Source organism: Streptomyces sp. 1114.5 (assembly GCF_003635085.1).
In the GTDB taxonomy this organism is placed as follows: Bacteria; Actinomycetota; Actinomycetes; order Streptomycetales; family Streptomycetaceae; genus Kitasatospora.
Genome location: NZ_RBXE01000001.1, coordinates 2566079 through 2582047, shown reverse-complemented (window position 1 = coordinate 2582047; position 15969 = coordinate 2566079). Strand labels below are relative to the sequence as shown.

General features: G+C 76.0%; 10 protein-coding genes. 3 read left to right on the top strand and 7 right to left on the bottom strand.

Annotation, left to right across the window (positions count from 1 at the left end; translation table 11 throughout):
• Nucleotides 1–155 precede the first annotated feature (155 nt).
• The 3 genes from eccE to BX285_RS11360 all read left to right on the top strand — a co-directional run bounded on the left by eccE (nucleotide 156) and on the right by BX285_RS11360 (nucleotide 4677).
• On the top strand, nucleotides 156–1556 hold the full coding sequence (gene eccE / locus BX285_RS11370) for a type VII secretion protein EccE (protein WP_183107053.1): 1401 nt from the start codon (nucleotides 156–158) through the stop codon (nucleotides 1554–1556).
• Nucleotides 1556–2323 carry a hypothetical protein gene (locus BX285_RS11365; protein WP_097237859.1) on the top strand — a complete coding sequence of 256 codons (768 nt, stop codon included), beginning with the start codon at nucleotides 1556–1558 and terminating at the stop codon, nucleotides 2321–2323. Before eccE ends, BX285_RS11365 begins: the two co-directional genes overlap by 1 nt.
• 131 nt (nucleotides 2324–2454) lie before the next feature.
• Nucleotides 2455–4677, top strand: a complete 2223-nt coding sequence (locus BX285_RS11360; RefSeq protein WP_121175049.1) for a MinD/ParA family protein — start codon at nucleotides 2455–2457, stop codon at nucleotides 4675–4677.
• Nucleotides 4678–4766: 89 nt separating this feature from the next.
• Here the strand turns inward: BX285_RS11360 and BX285_RS11355 are convergent, their stop codons facing one another.
• The 7 genes from BX285_RS11355 to infB all read right to left on the bottom strand — a co-directional run bounded on the left by BX285_RS11355 (nucleotide 4767) and on the right by infB (nucleotide 15925).
• Entirely contained in the window at nucleotides 4767–5711 is a 945-nt protein-coding gene (locus tag BX285_RS11355; protein ID WP_097237857.1) for a bifunctional riboflavin kinase/FAD synthetase, read from the bottom strand.
• Nucleotides 5712–5776: 65 nt separating this feature from the next.
• Nucleotides 5777–9472, bottom strand: a complete 3696-nt coding sequence (locus BX285_RS37240; protein WP_183107052.1) for a serine protease — start codon at nucleotides 9470–9472, stop codon at nucleotides 5777–5779.
• A gap of 232 nt (nucleotides 9473–9704) precedes the next feature.
• Nucleotides 9705–10634 carry a tRNA pseudouridine(55) synthase TruB gene (gene truB / locus BX285_RS11340; RefSeq protein ID WP_097237855.1) on the bottom strand — a complete coding sequence of 310 codons (930 nt, stop codon included), beginning with the start codon at nucleotides 10632–10634 and terminating at the stop codon, nucleotides 9705–9707.
• Between the two features lie 47 nt (nucleotides 10635–10681).
• Complete coding sequence (locus BX285_RS11335) at nucleotides 10682–11785, bottom strand: bifunctional oligoribonuclease/PAP phosphatase NrnA (protein ID WP_097237854.1); 1104 nt, start codon at nucleotides 11783–11785, stop codon at nucleotides 10682–10684.
• A gap of 2 nt (nucleotides 11786–11787) precedes the next feature.
• A complete protein-coding gene (gene rbfA, locus BX285_RS11330; RefSeq protein WP_097237853.1) occupies nucleotides 11788–12231 on the bottom strand; it encodes a 30S ribosome-binding factor RbfA in 444 nt (147 codons plus the stop codon).
• Nucleotides 12232–12384: 153 nt separating this feature from the next.
• Entirely contained in the window at nucleotides 12385–12681 is a 297-nt protein-coding gene (locus BX285_RS11325; protein WP_030397729.1) for a DUF503 domain-containing protein, read from the bottom strand.
• A gap of 133 nt (nucleotides 12682–12814) precedes the next feature.
• The gene (infB, locus tag BX285_RS11320; RefSeq protein WP_097237852.1) at nucleotides 12815–15925 is read right to left on the bottom strand and encodes a translation initiation factor IF-2; all 3111 of its coding nucleotides are present in this window, start codon (nucleotides 15923–15925) and stop codon (nucleotides 12815–12817) included.
• Between the last annotated feature and the right edge of the window lie 44 nt (nucleotides 15926–15969).

The following is a 15969-nucleotide window of genomic DNA, read 5'->3' as shown; positions in this document are numbered from 1 at the left end:
ACCTCGTCCGACCGACCTGCCCCGTGGTCCACCCGCCGGGCACGAACCCGCGCGAACCCTCTACGATGCGGCAGCAGACGGTGAGTACGGTACGGGTACGGTCCGCGAACCAGCCAGCCGGGCCGCGACAACGGATCAGAGAGGGCCACCGGGGGATGCCAAGCCAGACCGCTCCAGGACGCCGCCGCAGCGCGGGCGGCGGGAGGGCGCGCCGGTCCGGCCGGGCGCAGCAGGGCGGCCCGGCCGCCGGGACCGCCCGGCCCGGGCCGAGCACCGGGGGCGGCGGTGCCGTCCAGGTCCGCGTCAACCCCCGACCCGGGCTGCTCGGCGGCCGGTTGAAGCTCCAGCAGCTGGTCCTGGTCGAGGTCGCGGCCGCGCTGGTCGCGGTCGGCTGGACGATCAGCCGCCCGGTCGCGGCCGGCTTCGGCGCGGTCGCGCTGGTGCTGCTCGTCCTCGCGGCCGTACCGGTGCGCGGACGCACCATCCCGGAGCTGCTGCGGGTGCGCTCCGCCCTCAAGTCCCGCCGCAAGCAGGCCAGGACGCTGCTGCCACCGGTCGGCACCGACCCGGCGCTGGCCCCCGCCCTGGAGCTCGAACCCGGGCTGCGCACCTGCACCCACGCCACCGAGGCCGAGTTCGGCGGCCGCCCGGTCCGCCGGGAGACCGGCATGGTCGGCGACGGCACCTTCCTCAGCTCGGTGCTGCTCGTCCAGGCCAAGGACCAGCCGCTGCGCCCGGTGCGCACCGCCCTGCCGCTGCCGCTGGACGTGATCTGCTCGGCGCTCACGGTGGACGACATCACCCTGGAGTCGGTGCAGCTCGTCCAGCACACCCAGCCCGCCCCGGCCCCGCACCTGCCCGAGCAGTCGCTGGCCGCCCGCGCCTACCGCGAACTGCCGGACGGCACCTCCACCCCCGGGCTGCGGCTGACCTGGGTCGCCCTCAAGCTCGACCCGGAGCGCGCGGCGACCGCCGTGCGGGCCCGCGGCGGCGGCGAGGAGGGCGCCCGCAAGGCGCTGCAGCGGGTGACCGACCAACTGGCCGGGCGGCTCAACAGCGCCGGCTTCAACGCGACCGTGCTGGACGAGCGCGAACTGATCGCCGCCCTGGCCATCTCCGCCTGCGCCAACCCGATCGCGGTGGCCGGCCGCCAGGGCACCGGCAGCGGCGGCGGCACCACCCGCCGCACCCAGGAGGGCGGCCGGTTCTGGCGGATCGACGACCGCTGGCACACCACCTACTGGATCTCCCGCTGGCCGCAGCTGAGCCGCCCCGACGGCGCCCCCGGCCGGATCGCCGCACCGGACCTGGTCAACCTGATCACCGGCTCCCCCGCGCTCGCCAGCACCTTCAGCCTGACCGCCGGGCACGGCACCGGCGGCTCGGTCACCGTCAGCGGACACCTGCGGGTGACCGGGCGCAGCGAGAGCGAGGTCGGCCAGGTCGGCCGCCAGGTGGAAGCCAGGGCACAGAGCGCCGGCCTCGGCCTCGTCCGGCTCGACCTGGAGCAGGCCCCCGGCATGCTCGCCACCCTGCCACTGGGAGGAGCGTCCTGATGGCGTACCAGACCTATCCGGCCCTCGGTCCGCAGCCCGGCGCCGAGCAGCGGCGGGCCCGACCGCGGATCCTGCCCGGCTTCGGCCTGCGCGGGCCGCGTCGGGAGAAGCACGTGCTCGAAGCGGCCGACCTCGCCGCGCTGGCCTTCCCGGTCGGAGACGACGGCGTGGTCATCGGCGTCGACCCGCAGGGGCTGCCCGCGGTACTCGGCCTGTTCCGCCCCAGCGCGTACGACATCGTGCTGGTCGGCGGCATGTGGACGGCCCAGATCATCGCGCTGCGGGCGGCCGCGATCGGCGCCCGGGTCGCCGTGGAGACCGCCCGCGGGCAGCTGTGGGGCCCGATGGCGCAGGCCGCCGGCGGCGGCCAGCCCTGCGTGACGGTCCACCAGGTCGGCCGACTGGGCCCGCAGGGCGCCTCGGTGGCCTCGCCGGTGCTGGTGGTGCGCGACCTCGGCGCCCGCCCGCCGCGCAGCCGGCTCTCCGCCGCACCCTGGCAGACCACCCTGACGCTGCTGCCGTACCTGGGCCCGAACGCCGCCCGGGTGCTGAACGCGGCCGACCTGGTCGGCGTGCAGCGGATCTCCCCGCAGGAGGCGGAGCTGACCGGCCGGGTACTGTCGCTGCCGCCCGAGGACGTGGCCACGCTGCCCACCCTCGGCGACGACCTCACGCTGTGGGCGACCCGGATGCGGCGCCAGTACGTACGGGCCGTGGCCGGGCAGGCCGAACAGCAGGTGCTCGGCGGGCCGCGCCGGATGGACTGAGCGGCGGCTCGCCGCACCCGGCGGGCCACCGCGGAACCGAAGCCGCCTTCAACGGGGGTTGCCGTACGGCCTAGTCTGTGATGCGGCAACGGCACCGCTGAACAAGCGGCGGCGAACACGAGGGAGCCAGAGTGAGCAGCGATCGGGACGGCGTCTACGTCGGCGACAACGCGGCGGAGGACGACGACGACTGGTCGGACGCGCCTGACTACACTCCCCCGTCCTGGTACGTGCAGACGGAGGCTCCGGCCGCTCCGACGGCTTCGGGAACTCCGGCCGCTCCGGGGGCTCCGTCGGCGGCTCCGGCCGCTCCGGCGCCGGTGCCCGCGCAGGCTCCGGCCGTGGCGGACGCCCCGGTGGCCGCCGCGGCTCCGGTGCAGGACCACGCCCAGGCGCAGGACCACGCTCCGGTCCAGCCGCCGGCGCCGGCCCCGGACCAGGCTGCTGCGGCGACTGCCGCCCCGGTTCCGGCCCCCGCGCCCGCCGCACCGGTGCCGCCGGTGGCACCGGTCCAGGCCGAGGCGCAGCACGTCCCGTTCCCGGTGGCCGCCCCGGCCGCCTCCCCGACTCCGCCCCCCGCCGCCGAGCAGCCGCCGGCCGCCGCACCGGCGTGGCCCTCCCCGGAGGCCCTGGCGCAGCAGGGCGCGCCCCAGCCCTATCCGGCCCCGGCGCCCACCGCGGCCACGCCGCCGGCCCCGCCCGTCGCGGCGCAGCCCACCCCGCCGCAGGCCTACCCGCAGCCGCCCGCCCAAGCCCTCCCGCCGCAGCACCCGCAGAGCCCGCAGAGCCCGCAGGACCAGCACGCCGCCTGGGATCCGCAGGCCGCGTGGGCCGCCCAGCAGGCCGCCCAGGCCCAGCCGACCGCCCCTGCACAGCCGCAGCCGCAGCCCGCGCCGGCCCCGCAGGCCGGCCCGGTGGACCCGCGCCAGGGTGGCTGGCCGCAGCCCGCCGCCTACCAGCAGCCGGCCCAGCCCCTGCCCGGGCAGCCCCAGCCCGCCCCGGCCCAGCAGGCCCAGCAGCCGGCCCCCGGGCAGCCGTGGCAGCAGCACCCGCAGGCCGCGCAGCCCGCCGCGTTCCAGCAGGCCGCCGCCCCGCAGCAGACCGCGCACGGCGCACCGCTCGGCTACACCGCCGCCGTCGAGCTGTCCTCGGACCGGCTGCTGCGCAGCCAGCCCAAGCAGCAGCGCCAGCAGCCGCGGTTCCAGTTCGGCGGCAAGGCCGCGGCCGCCGAGAAGTCCCGCCGGCTGGAGATCATCCGCACCCCGGTGCTGAGCTGCTACCGGATCGCCGTGATCAGCCTCAAGGGCGGGGTCGGCAAGACCACGACCACCACCGCGCTCGGCGCGACCCTGGCCAGCGAGCGCCAGGACAAGGTGATCGCGATCGATGCCAACCCGGACGCCGGCACCCTGGGCCGCCGGGTCAAGCGCCAGACCGGCGCGACCATCCGCGACCTGGTGACGGCCATCCCGCACCTGCGCAGCTACATGGACATCCGTCAGTTCACCTCGCAGGACCTGAACTCGGGCCTGGAGATCCTGGCGAACGACGTCGACCCGGCGGTCTCCACGACCTTCAACGACTCGGACTACCGCCAGGTCATCGACGTGCTGGGCCGCCAGTACCCGATCATCCTGACCGACTCCGGCACCGGCCTGCTGTACAGCGCGATGCGCGGGGTGCTGGACCTCGCCGACCAGCTGATCATCGTCTCCACCCCCAGCGTGGACGGTGCCTCCAGCGCCTCGACCACCCTGGACTGGCTCTCCGCGCACGGCTACGCGGACCTGGTGCAGCGCAGCATCACGGTGGTCTCCGGGGTGCGCGAGACCAGCAAGATGATCAAGGTCGAGGACATCGTCGCGCACTTCCAGACCCGCTGCCGCGGCGTGGTCGTGGTGCCCTTCGACGAGAGCCTGGCGGCCGGCGCCGAGGTCAACCTCGACATGATGCGGCCCAAGGTCCGCGAGGCGTACTTCGAGCTGGCCACCCTGGTCGGCGAGGACATCATCCGGGCCCAGCAGGCCGCCGCCCAGCAGGCCACCTGGCAGCAGCCGCAGCACGCCCCGCAGCCGCAGCCCTACCAGGGCCAGGCCGCGCACGCCCCGCAACCCGCCCCCGGCGCCCCCTGGGCGCCGCAGCCCGGCCAGACCCCGCCGCCCCCGCCCGGGTACGGCTACCCGCAGCCGCAGCCCTGGCCCCAGCAGGGCGCCCCCGCCCCGCAGCCCGGCCCCGGCTACGGCTACCCGGCCCTCCAGGGCCAGCCGCCGATGCCCGCCCCGCCCGCCGAGCCGGAGGGCTACCAGCCCCCGCCGCCGGGCTACGGCTACCCGCCGCAGCCGCCCCAGCAGTGACGCCAAGGCCGTGACACCAAGCCGGTGACACCACGGGAAGGGCCCGCCGACACCAGGTCGGCGGGCCCTTCCGTCATCGTCTCCGCAGGTCAGAGGCCGTCGGTGAGCTCGCGGGCGCGCTTGACGTCGTCGGCCATCCGGTCCAGCAGCGCGTCGATGGAGTCGAACTTCTCCATCCCGCGCAGGTAGGCCAGGAAGTCCACCGCGACGTGCAGCCCGTACAGGTCCAGGCCGACCCGGTCGATGGCGTACGCCTCGACCGTGCGGGCAGTGCCGTCGAAGGTCGGGTTGGTGCCGACCGAGATCGCCGCGGGCATCCGCTCGCCGTCCGCGGTCAGCCAGCCCGCGTACACGCCGTCGGCCGGGATCGCGCTGTGCGGCACGGTCTCGACGTTGGCGGTCGGGAAGCCCAGCTCGCGGCCGCGCTGCGCGCCGCGCACCACCTCGCCCTCGACCCTGTGCGGGCGGCCCAGCACCTCGTTGGCGCCGGCCATGTCCCCGGACTCCACCAGCCGGCGGGTCAGGCTGGAGGAGAACGGCTCGCCGTCCCCGGCCGTACCGGAAACCTGCAGATCGATCACCTCGACCTCGAAGTCGTCCGCCCGGCCCAGCTCGGCGAGCAGCGCGACGTCCCCCGCGGCCCGGTGCCCGAAGCGGAAGTTGGGGCCCTCGATGACGACCCGAGCGTGCAGCGCCTCCACCAGGACCTGCCGGACGAAGAACTCCGGGGACTCCTTCGAGAACTCGGTGGTGAACGGCAGCACCAGCACCGCGTCCACGCCGAGCTCCGCGATCAGCTCGGCGCGCCGCGGGTGCGGCGCGAGCAGCGGCGGGTGGCTGCCCGGCCGGATGACCTCGCGGGGGTGCGGGTCGAAGGTCACCACGACCGCGGGGATGCCGAGTTCGCGGGCGCGCTCGACCGCCCGCCCGATGATCAGCTGATGCCCGCGGTGCACCCCGTCGAACGAGCCGATGGTGACGACGCTGCGTCCCCAGTCACCGGGGATCTCCTCCAGGCCACGCCAGCGCTGCACCCGACCGCTCCTTGTTCCGTACGGTGCGTACGTTCTGTACGCTCAAACGCTCAAAACCCGAACCCCTATAGCGTGCCATGCGCCTGCCCCGGCTCAGGCACCGGAATACGGGTTGAGCGCACCGGGGGCCGTACCGCCCGCCCGGGCGCGGTCCGTTCCGCCTCGGCGGCGGCGTACTGCGGATCCCGGCCGGCCGCCGTCAGGGCCCGCATCCGGGCCAGCCGGGGGCCGTCCGGGGCGGTCGGGGCGGCGTCGCGCGGCCACCGGGTGAGCAGCCGGGCGAAGGCCGCGGAACGCCCGGCACAGCGCACCAACACCTCGTCGGCGTCCGGCAGCCCCGGGACGGCCCGGGCCAGCACGGCCCGCGCCCGGGCCGGCTTCTCGGCCGCGCAGTGCTCGGCGAGCCGCTCCACCACGGCAGTCAGCACCGCCGGGTCGGTCTCGGCGGCGAGCAGGGTGTCCAGCAGCTCGCAGCGCAGCGCGTCCGCCGCGGGGTCGGCCACCGGGACGGACAGCACCTCGGCGAACGGCCGCCGCACCGCCGCCGTACGGACCGCCAGCGCGCCGCCGAGCAGCAACCGCAGCTCCAGCCGGTCGGCCGGGCCGACGGCCGTGGCGCGCGCCAGCCGGCGGCCGAGGTAGTCGACGGCGACCGGGCCGGCCAACCCCGGGTGCGCCCGCAGCAGCCGGGCGGCCAGCTCGGCGCCCCGCCGCACGGCCGCCGGGGCGGCCGCGTCGGCGAGCACCCGCAGCGTCTCGGCGGGCGCCGACCCCGCCGCCGCACCGGGCAGAACCCCGGGCGCCTCGCCGGGCACCGCCAGCCGGTCGGCGAGCGCGGCCAGGACGGCCTCCGGGTCGCTCTCCAGCGCCGGAGCGAGCGCCGAGGGCGTGAGGAAGGCGTCACCGCCCACCCGCAACAGGGCGAGCGCCGCCGGAAGGTGCTCGGCCCGGGTCGCCGGATCGCGGACCAGCAGGGCCAGCGCCGCGCCGTGCAGGCCGGGCTCGTCCTCGCGGGCGAGCAGGGTCAGCGCGGCGAACCGCAGCAGCTCGGCCCCGGCTCCGGCCGCGTACGGGGCGGTGCGCAGCCCGTGCACGGCGGCCGCGACGTGCCGTTCGGGCCGCCGGTCGTGGCTCCAGCGGTCCACCGCCCGGCAGAGCGCGGAGGGCTCCTCGGCAGCGAGCACGGTGAGCAGCGCGTCCGCCCGCGGGTGCGCGGCGTCGGCCAGCGCGTCGGCCAACTCGTCCAGGGCGAGCCGCCGGTGGGCGTACAGCAGGTCGTGGGCGAGGTCGGCAACGGTTCGTCCGGGAGGGCCGGGCAGACCGGGCAGGCCCGGCAGGCCGCGGGGCTCGTCGAACCAGGCGCAGAGCAGCGGGAACACCGCGACCGGGTCGGCCCGCAGCCGCTCGGCCACCGCACCGAGGTAGCCTCGCTCGGGCCCGTCGACGGCCACCAGGCGGCGCAGCAACGCGAGTTCGGCCTCGACGGGCAGGCCGAGGCCGGTCCAGAACGCCGGACCGAAGCGACCGAGCCCGGCGGCCGGGAGCGCCGCCACCCCACCCGCCGCGGCGGCCCGTTCGGCGATCCGGCCGGCCAACTGCTCCAGCAGCGCCCGGTGTTCGGCAGGGTCGGGGCTGGCGGCCAGACCGGCGGTGAGCAACCGGGCCGCCCACCAGGCGGGTTCGCTGCCCGGCGGGCGCAGGTCCACGGCGCGCCAGATCCGGTGCAGCCACGGGTCCAGCGCGGGCGCACCCCAGGTCTCGGCGACCCGGCGCAGCGCGGCGGCGACCGGGCCGATCCGGTGCCGGGGGACGGCGTAGCCGGTCCGCTCTCCCGCTGCCCGGCGGCTCTGGGACGCCGCCGGCCCTCCGGGCTCCTCCGGCCCCTCGGCCGGCACCGGGGGCGTGTCCTCGGCCTCCCCGAGCAGCAGCCGCAGCGCCGCGTCCAGATCCAGGTGCAGGCCCTGCAGCCAGTCGGCGAACTCCCCGTGCGCGAAGCGGAATCCGGGCCCGGCGGGCACGAACAGGCCCTCGGCGAGCACCGCCGTCGCCCAGCCGCCGTCGGGCGGGAACAGCTCCTCGAAGGCCGTCCGGTCCAGCCCACCCGGTTCGCTGCCGAGCATCCGCCGGGCCGCCTCGTGCACCCGCCCGGCCACCGCCGCCGCCAACCGGCGCACCCGCCCGTGGCGCGGCCCGCCGGGCCGGGTGGCACCCCGCCGGTGGGCGCCGCCGCGCCGGGGCCGCCCGTCCTCGGCCAGCCGCTGGGCCACCCGCAGGCAGCGCAGGTCCAGGAAGGCACCGAACAGCTCGCCCCGCCGCGCCGCACCGTCCCGCAACCCTTCGGCCCACAGCTCCCCGGCCAGCCGTACGGCCAGTGGATGCCGGGCGTCCTCGGCGGCCGGGCGGCCCGGCGGCAGCCCGTAGCGGCGGCGCACCCGCTCGGCCGCCTCGGCGGGCAGCGGCCCGAGCCGCTGCCCGGCCAGACTCGGCCCGCCGAGGGCGGCACCGTCCATCCGCACGGTGGGGGCGCTGCTCAGGTCGCCGTCCGGGTTCGGCTCCTGGGCGCGGTGCGCGCCCGGTGCCCCGCTCCCCCAGGTCTCGGCCGCCAGTCGCTCCCAGAGCTCCTCCCCGCAGGCGGTCAGCAGCCGCGCCCCGCAGCCGGTCAGCCACTGCCCGGCACCGCGCAGCCGGCGCGCGTCCAGCGGCACCGGGGCCTCCTCCGGACCGTCCAGGAGCACCAGCAGCGGCCGCCCGGCCGCCGCACACAGGGCCGCCACCGCCTCGGGCGGGGGCGCCGGGGCGCCGAGTTCGGCCGCCGCGGCGGCCAGCGCCCGCTGCACCGCGTCGGCGAGCGAGCGGTCCTCGGCGTGCAGGTCGGCGCCGCGCAACCAGAGGGTGGGCAGCGGTTCCGCGGCGCCGGAGCGGCGGACGGCCAGCGCGGCCAGTTCGGTGGAGCGCCCGCTGCCGGCGGCGCCGACCAGCGCGGTGAGGGTCGCGGCCGGCTCGTCCCCGAGCAGGCCGTCCGGCCGGTCCACCCGGTCCGCGGCCAGCCCGGCGACCCGTCCCGGCCCGGCGCCGGCGGCGGCCAGCTGGGCTGCGGTCAGCCGCAGCACCCCGGCCAGGTTGAGCGCCGACCCGTACGCGGGCACGGCCGCGGCGTTGCGCGCCAGCAGCCCGGCCAGCGCCCCGGCGACCTCCGCCCCGCTGCCGGCCGCCACCGCGGGCAGCGCCCCGCCGTGCTGCGGGCCGCGGAGGGCGGGCGCGGCCAGCGCGATCACCGCCCCGCTGCGGGCGTCCAGCACCGGCGAGCCGGCCGGCACCGTGACCCCGCCGACCACCGGCACGTCCAGCAGCAGCACCCCGCCGAGCAGGTGCCCGCCGTACGCGGCGCCGGTGAGCCCGAGCAGCCCGCAGCGCAGCGTGACCGCCCGCCCGTCCTCGCCCTCCAGCCCGGGCAGCAGCACCTCGTGCCCGGCCCCGACGGCGGCCAGCGGCAGCGGCGGCACCGGCAGCCCGCCGACCGCGTCGGTGCGCAGCAGTGCGAGCCCCTGTTCGGGCAGCGGCAGGACGGCGTCCGGGCCGAGTACCCGGGTCTGCCCGCCGGGGGTGTGCAGGACGACCCGGTCCAGCCCGGCCACGCTCTCGTGCGCGGTCAGCACGCCGCCCTGCGGATCGGCGACGAACCCTAAGCCGTGCAGCCGCCCGTTGAGATCGCGGATCCGCAGCAGGTAGCGCCCCGGATCGCGCTCCAGAAACCCCGGCATGACTGGCCCCCTCGACCGTCGTTCGCTCACCGCCGGGAGCCTGCCCGCCGGGGCAGCGCCCCGACCGCGCCCGCGCCGCTCACCACGGGCGTTCACCTCGTGCGCTCCCCCGTGCGGGTGAGCGCCCCGGCCTGGTGCGGGTGTCCCCGGAAACGGCGAAACCCCCGCCGGACTCGACGGGGGTTCCGAGGCTCAGCCGACCGCGGCCGGGCTCAACCGATCTCGACCGGGCTCAGCCGACGAAGACCGCGACCGGCTTCGCCTGCCCGCCCGTCTCCTCGACCAGCGCGAGGAAGCGCCCGTCCGGCCCGAACACCGCGATCGGCCCGTCCACGCCCATCCCGGGCGCCTTGAGCCGGGCGCCGTGCGACAGCTTCTGCGCCGCCGCCTCGTCCAGGTCCCAGCGCGGGAAGGCGGCCGCCGCGGCCTCCCCGATCGGCAGCACCTGCAGCCCCTCGGCGGACTCGCCGGTCACGGCGGCCTCCAGCTGCTCCAGGGTGTGCGCCGACTCCACCGAGTACGGCCCGACCTTGGTGCGCCGCAGCGCGGTCAGGTGCCCGCCCACGCCCAGCCCGGCGCCCAGGTCCCGGGCCAGCGCCCGGATGTAGGTGCCGGAGGAGCACTCGACGGTGACGTCCAGGTCGATCACCGGCGTGCCGTCCTCGGCGACCGCCGCGCGCTGCTCGTGCACGGTGAAGGAGTGGATCGTGGTCGGCCGGGCGGCCAGCTCGAAGTCCTCGCCCTCGCGCACCCGGGCGTACGAGCGCTTGCCGTCGATCTTGATCGCGCTGACCTTGGACGGCACCTGCATGATCTCGCCGGTCAGCGCTGCGATCCCGGCGTCGATCGCCTCCCGGGTGACGCCGTCGGCCGGGGCCGAGGAGGTGACCTCCCCCTCCCGGTCGTCGGTGACGGTGGTCTGGCCGAGCCGGACGGTCGCCTCGTACGTCTTGGCGGTGAGCATCAGGTGGCCGAGCAGCCGGGTGGCCCGCTCGACGCCGATCACCAGTACGCCGGTGGCCATCGGGTCCAGCGTGCCGGCGTGACCGACCTTGCGGGTCCCGGCCAGCCACCGCAGTTTCGCGACGACCCCGTGCGAGGTGATGCCCTCGGGCTTGTCGACGATCACCAGGCCGTCCGGGCCGGTGCCTTTGCGCTTCATCGAGCTCTTTCTCTCAATAACGTCAGGAGACGGTCAACGCGGAATGATCAATTGTGGGGCCGCAGTGCGCCCCGGAACCGCTCGACCACCGCGGCCACATCCTCCCGGACGCTGAATCCGGCCGCGAACACGTGCCCCCCGCCGCCCAGTTCGGCACAGGCCGCGGCGACGTCCACCGCGCCCTTGGAGCGCGAGGAGCCGCGCAGCGTGCCGTCCGGGTCCTGCTTGAGCACCAGCGCCACCTCGGCCTCGGCCGGGCGGCGCAGGATGTCGATCAGCCCCTCGATCTCCTCGACCGTGACGCTGAACAGCGCCAGGTCCTGGTACGGCACCCAGGTCCACACCAGGCCCAGCCCGCCGGCCGCCTCGGGCTCGTAGACGGCCCGGTCGAGCGCGCCCGCAAGCACCTTGAGGTAGCCGAAGGAGGAGGTGTCCCACAGCTGCCGGGAGATCAGGTCGTGCCGGATGCCGGTGGCCAGCAGCCGGCCGGCCAGCTCGTGGGTGGCGGGCGTGGTCGCCCGGTACTTGAACGAGCCGGTGTCGGTGGCGACGCCGGTGTAGAGGCAGGTGGCCAGGGACTGGTCGAGCTCGACGCCGAGCCGGCGCAGCAGTTCGTCGACCAGGACGGCGGTGGCCGGCGCGGTCGGGTCGATCAGCTGGTGGGTGCCGAAGCCCGGGTTGGAGGCGTGGTGGTCGAACACCACCAGGACGGGCGCGGCGAAGGCCTTGTCGTGCAGCAGGCCGAGCCGGCTCTCCGCGGCCACGTCGAAGCAGAGCACCAGCTCGGGCACGTCCGGGACCTCGGCGGCCGGCACGATCAGCTCCTGGCCGGGCAGGAAGGCCAGCGACTCGGGCACGATCTGCGGGTCGTCGCCGAAGGAGACCCGCACCTGCTTGCCGAGCGCGCGCAGTGCCAGCGCGGCCGCCAGCGAGGAGCCCAGCGCGTCGCCGTCCGGGCAGATGTGGCAGATCAGGTCGATCGAGCGGGCCCGCCCGATCTCCGCCACCACCTGCTGCCAGAGCAGCTCGAAACCGCTCTCCTCGGCGCGTGGGCCCGGGAGCGCCGCGAGGGCACCCTCCACCGTGCTGGTGGAGGACGCCCCCGTGGTCGTTCCGGCTCGCGAGGCGGCCTGCGCCGGCTCACCCGCCATGACTACTCGTCCTCGTCGTCACGCTCGGACGCCGGAGCCCGGTACGGGTCCACGTCGCCGGCGTAGGTCGCCCCCGCGGCCTGCGTGCGCACCTCGGCGTCGGAGAGCCGGGCCCGGTCGAGCAGGTCGTCGATGTTCCGGGCGTTCTCCGGCAGCGCGTCCGCGACGAAGGTCAGCGACGGAGTGTGGCGCACCCCGGTCTGCTTGCCGACCTCGGAGCGGAGCACGCCCTTGGCGCTCTCCAGCGCGGCCGCGGTGGCCTGGCGCTCGGTCTCGTCACCGAAGACGGTGTAGAAGACGGTGGCCTCGCGCAGGTCGCCGGTCACCCGGGTGTCGGTGATGGTCACGAACCCCAGTCGCGGGTCCTTGATCCGCCGCTCCAGGGTCTGGGCGACGACCACCTGGATGCGGTCTGCGAGCTTGCGCGCCCTTGCGGTGTCGGTCACGTTGCCTCCTCGTGCAGTGGGCCCGGTACCCGGGCGAGTTGTGCACCCGTCGGGGCCCACGCCCCAAAGTACCGGCCCGCGCCCGGCCTTGCGGGCGCTCTGGGTCCTGATCCGTGTGAGAACGGCGACTTCCGCCGGTCCGCTCCACGGCTCTCATTCGTCGTCGTCGTTGTGGTACCTCCTCCTCGCGGAGAGGAGCTGCACCTCGGGGCGGCCGGCGACCAACCGCTCACAGCTGTCCAGGATCTCGGTGACGTACCCGGCTTCGCCGGACACCACCGCGAGGCCGATCTCGGCCCGGCGGTGCAGATCCTGGTTCCCGGTCTCGGCAGCGCACACGCTGTACTTGCGCTGCAGTTCGGCCACGATGGGCCGCACGATCGAACGCTTCTCCTTGAGCGAGTGGACGTCGCCCAGCAGCAGGTCGAAGGTGAGTGTTCCCACGAACATGTCATGACAGGTCTCGCCGACCTGAAGGCCTCGGGGAGCGGCCCCGAACAGGACCGCTCCCCGGACCCTACACAGCGAGACCGGGGCCGGTCGACGGAAATTCCACCCGTCGACCGGCCCCGGCTGACACCGACTAGGCTCGCGGCTTCTCGCGCATCTCGTAGGTCTCGATGATGTCCTCGACCTTGATGTCGTTGAACGACCCCAGGGTGACACCGGCCTCGAAGCCCTCGCGGACCTCGGTCGCGTCGTCCTTGAAGCGGCGCAGACCCTCGATGGTGAGGCTCTCCGCCACGACCTTGCCGTCGCGCAGCAGGCGGGCCTTGGCGTTGCGGCGGATGATGCCGTCGCGGACCAGGACACCGGCGATGTTGCCGAACTTGGAGGAGCGGAAGACCTCGCGGATCTCCGCGGCGCCGAGGCGCACCTCCTCGTACTCCGGCTTGAGCATGCCCTTGAGGGCGTTCTCGATCTCCTCGATCGCCTGGTAGATGACCGAGTAGTACCGGACGTCCACGCCTTCCTTGTCGGCCGCCGCACGCGCACGGCCTTCGGCGCGCACGTTGAAGCCGATGATGATGGCGTCCGAGCCCATCGCCAGGTCCACGTCGGACTCGGTGATGGCACCCACACCGCGGTGCAGGACCCGGAGCTCGACCTCCTCGCCCACGTCCAGCTTGACGAGGGCGTCCTCCAGGGCCTCGACCGAACCGGAGACGTCACCCTTGATGATGAGGTTGAGCTGCTCGATGGAGCCGGCGGCGATGGCCTTGTCCAGGTCCTCCAGGGACACCCGGACCCGACGCTGCGCGAAGGCGGCGTTGCGGTCGCGGGCCGAGCGCTTCTCGGCGATCTGGCGCGCGGTGCGGTCCTCGTCGACGACGATGAAGCTGTCGCCGGCGCGGGGCACCGAGGTCAGACCGAGCAGCAGCACCGGGCGGGACGGGCCGGCCTCGGCGAGGCTGTTGCCGTTCTCGTCCAGCATCGCGCGGACGCGGCCGTAGGCGTCGCCCACGACGATCGAGTCACCGACGCGGAGGGTACCGCGCTGGACCAGGACGGTCGCCATGGCGCCGCGGCCCTTGTCCAGGTGGGCTTCGATCGCAATACCCTGCGCGTCCTGCTCCGGGTTGGCCCGCAGGTCCAGCGAGGCGTCCGCGGTCAGGACCACGGCCTCCAGCAGCTGGTCGATGTTCAGGCCCTGGCGCGCGGAGATGTCGACGAACATGGTGTCGCCGCCGTACTCCTCGGCCACCAGACCGAACTCGGTCAGCTGACCGCGGACCTTGGTCGGGTCGGCGCCCTCGACGTCGATCTTGTTGACGGCGACCACGATCGGCACACCGGCGGCCTTGGCGTGGTTGAGCGCCTCGACCGTCTGCGGCATGACACCGTCGTTGGCCGCGACCACCAGGATCGCGATGTCGGTGGACTTGGCACCACGGGCACGCATGGCGGAGAACGCCTCGTGACCCGGGGTGTCGAGGAAGGTGATCGGGCGCTCTTCGCCGTTCACCATCGTCGCCACCTGGTAGGCACCGATGTGCTGGGTGATGCCACCGGCCTCGCCGGCCACCACGTTCGACTTGCGGATGGCGTCCAGCAGGCGGGTCTTACCGTGGTCGACGTGACCCATGACGGTGACGACCGGCGGGCGCGGGGCCAGCTGGTCCTCGTCGCCCTCGTTGGCACCGAAGTCGATGTCGAACGACTCCAGCAGCTCGCGGTCCTCGTCGTCCCGGCTGACGATCTCCAGGACGAAGCCCATCTCGTCCGCCAGCAGCTGCAGCGTGGCGTCGGAGACCGACTGGGTCGCGGTGACCATCTCACCGAGGTTGAACATGACGGAGACGAGCGCGGCCGGGTTGGCGTTGATCTTCTCCGCGAAGTCCATCAGCGAGGCGCCGCTCGACAGGCGAACGGTCTGGCCGTTGCCGCGAGGCAGCATCACACCGCCGACGGACGGGGCCTGCATGGCCTCGTACTCCTGGCGCTTCGCCCGCTTCGACTTGCGGCCGCGCGCCGGGCGACCGCCCGGGCCACGACCGAAGGCGCCCTGCGTGCCACCACGGGCACCCGGGCCGCCGGGACGGCCGCCGAAGCCGCCGGGACGCGGACCGAAGCCGCCGCCGCCACCCGGGGCACCGCCACCGGGACGCGGACCGCCGAAGCCACCGCCACCGGCCGGACGCGAGCCCGGACCGGCCGGACGGCCCTGGAAGCCCGGACGGGCGCCACCGGCACCCGGACCACCCGGACGGCCACCGGGGCCACCCGGACCACGGCCACCCGGACCCGGACGCGGGCCGGCCGGACGCTGCGGCATCATGCCCGGGTTCGGGCGCGGCATGCCGGACGGGGTCGGGCCACCGGGACGCGGCGCAGCCGGACGCGGCATGCCGTCGGGACGCGGGGCACCACCCGGACGGGGGGCACCGGCACCCGGAGCACCCGGACGCGGAGCGCCACCGGGACGCGGCGCACCGGCACCCGGAGCACCCGCACGCGGGGCACCACCGGGACGCGGCGCACCGGCACCGGGGGCACCGGCGGGACGCGGACGGTCGCCACCCGGACGGGGACGGTCGCCACCCGGGGCGCCCGCACCGGCCGGACGCGCACCCGGCGCGCCGCCCTGACGGCGGTCGCCGGGGCGGCCCATGCCGGTGGCGCTGCCCGAGGTGAACGGGTTGTTGCCCGGACGCGGGCCGGCCGGGCGCGGGCCCGGACGGGCGCCGCCGGCGGCCTGGCCACTCGGGCGCGGGGCCTGGGTGGACGGACGCGGGGCGTCACCGGCCGGAGCCGGCGAGGAGAACTCGGCCGCGGGCGCGGCCGGGGCCGCCGGAGCGGCGGGACGCGCGGCCGGGCGCGGGCCCGGAGCCGGCGCGCCGGCCGGCTTCGGCGCGGCGGGGGCGGCCGGGGCGGCGGGAGCCGCGGCGGCAGCCGGGGTCGGACGGGGACCAGGGGTCGCGCTGGGGCGCGGACCCGGGGTCGGGGCACCCGGCTTCGGGGCACCCGAGCCGGAGGGGGAGGGCGCCGCGGTCTTCCGCGGGCCCGGCTTGGCAGCGGAACCACCACCGGTGGGGGACACACCAAGCGCGTCAGTCAACTTGCGCACGACCGGCGCCTCGATCGTCGAGGACGCCGAACGGACGAACTCGCCGAGCTCGGTCAGCTTGGCCATGACGGCCTTGCTCTCCAAGCCAAGCTCCTTGGCGAGTTCGTAAACCCGGACCTTAGCCACTTCACTCCTGTCTATGAGTCCGGGGGTCTCGTCCGCCGGACTGT

Excerpts from the sequence above, each read along its gene's own strand:
- truB (WP_097237855.1), bottom strand. The coding sequence starts at position 10,634 with ATGAAGCGCAAAGGCACCGGCCCGGACGGCCTGGTGATCGTCGACAAG.
- BX285_RS11325 (WP_030397729.1), bottom strand. The coding sequence starts at position 12,681 with ATGTTCGTGGGAACACTCACCTTCGACCTGCTGCTGGGCGACGTCCAC.
- BX285_RS37240 (WP_183107052.1), bottom strand. The coding sequence starts at position 9,472 with ATGCCGGGGTTTCTGGAGCGCGATCCGGGGCGCTACCTGCTGCGGATC.
- BX285_RS11365 (WP_097237859.1), top strand. The coding sequence starts at position 1,556 with ATGGCGTACCAGACCTATCCGGCCCTCGGTCCGCAGCCCGGCGCCGAG.
- eccE (WP_183107053.1), top strand. The coding sequence starts at position 156 with ATGCCAAGCCAGACCGCTCCAGGACGCCGCCGCAGCGCGGGCGGCGGG.
- BX285_RS11335 (WP_097237854.1), bottom strand. The coding sequence starts at position 11,785 with ATGGCGGGTGAGCCGGCGCAGGCCGCCTCGCGAGCCGGAACGACCACG.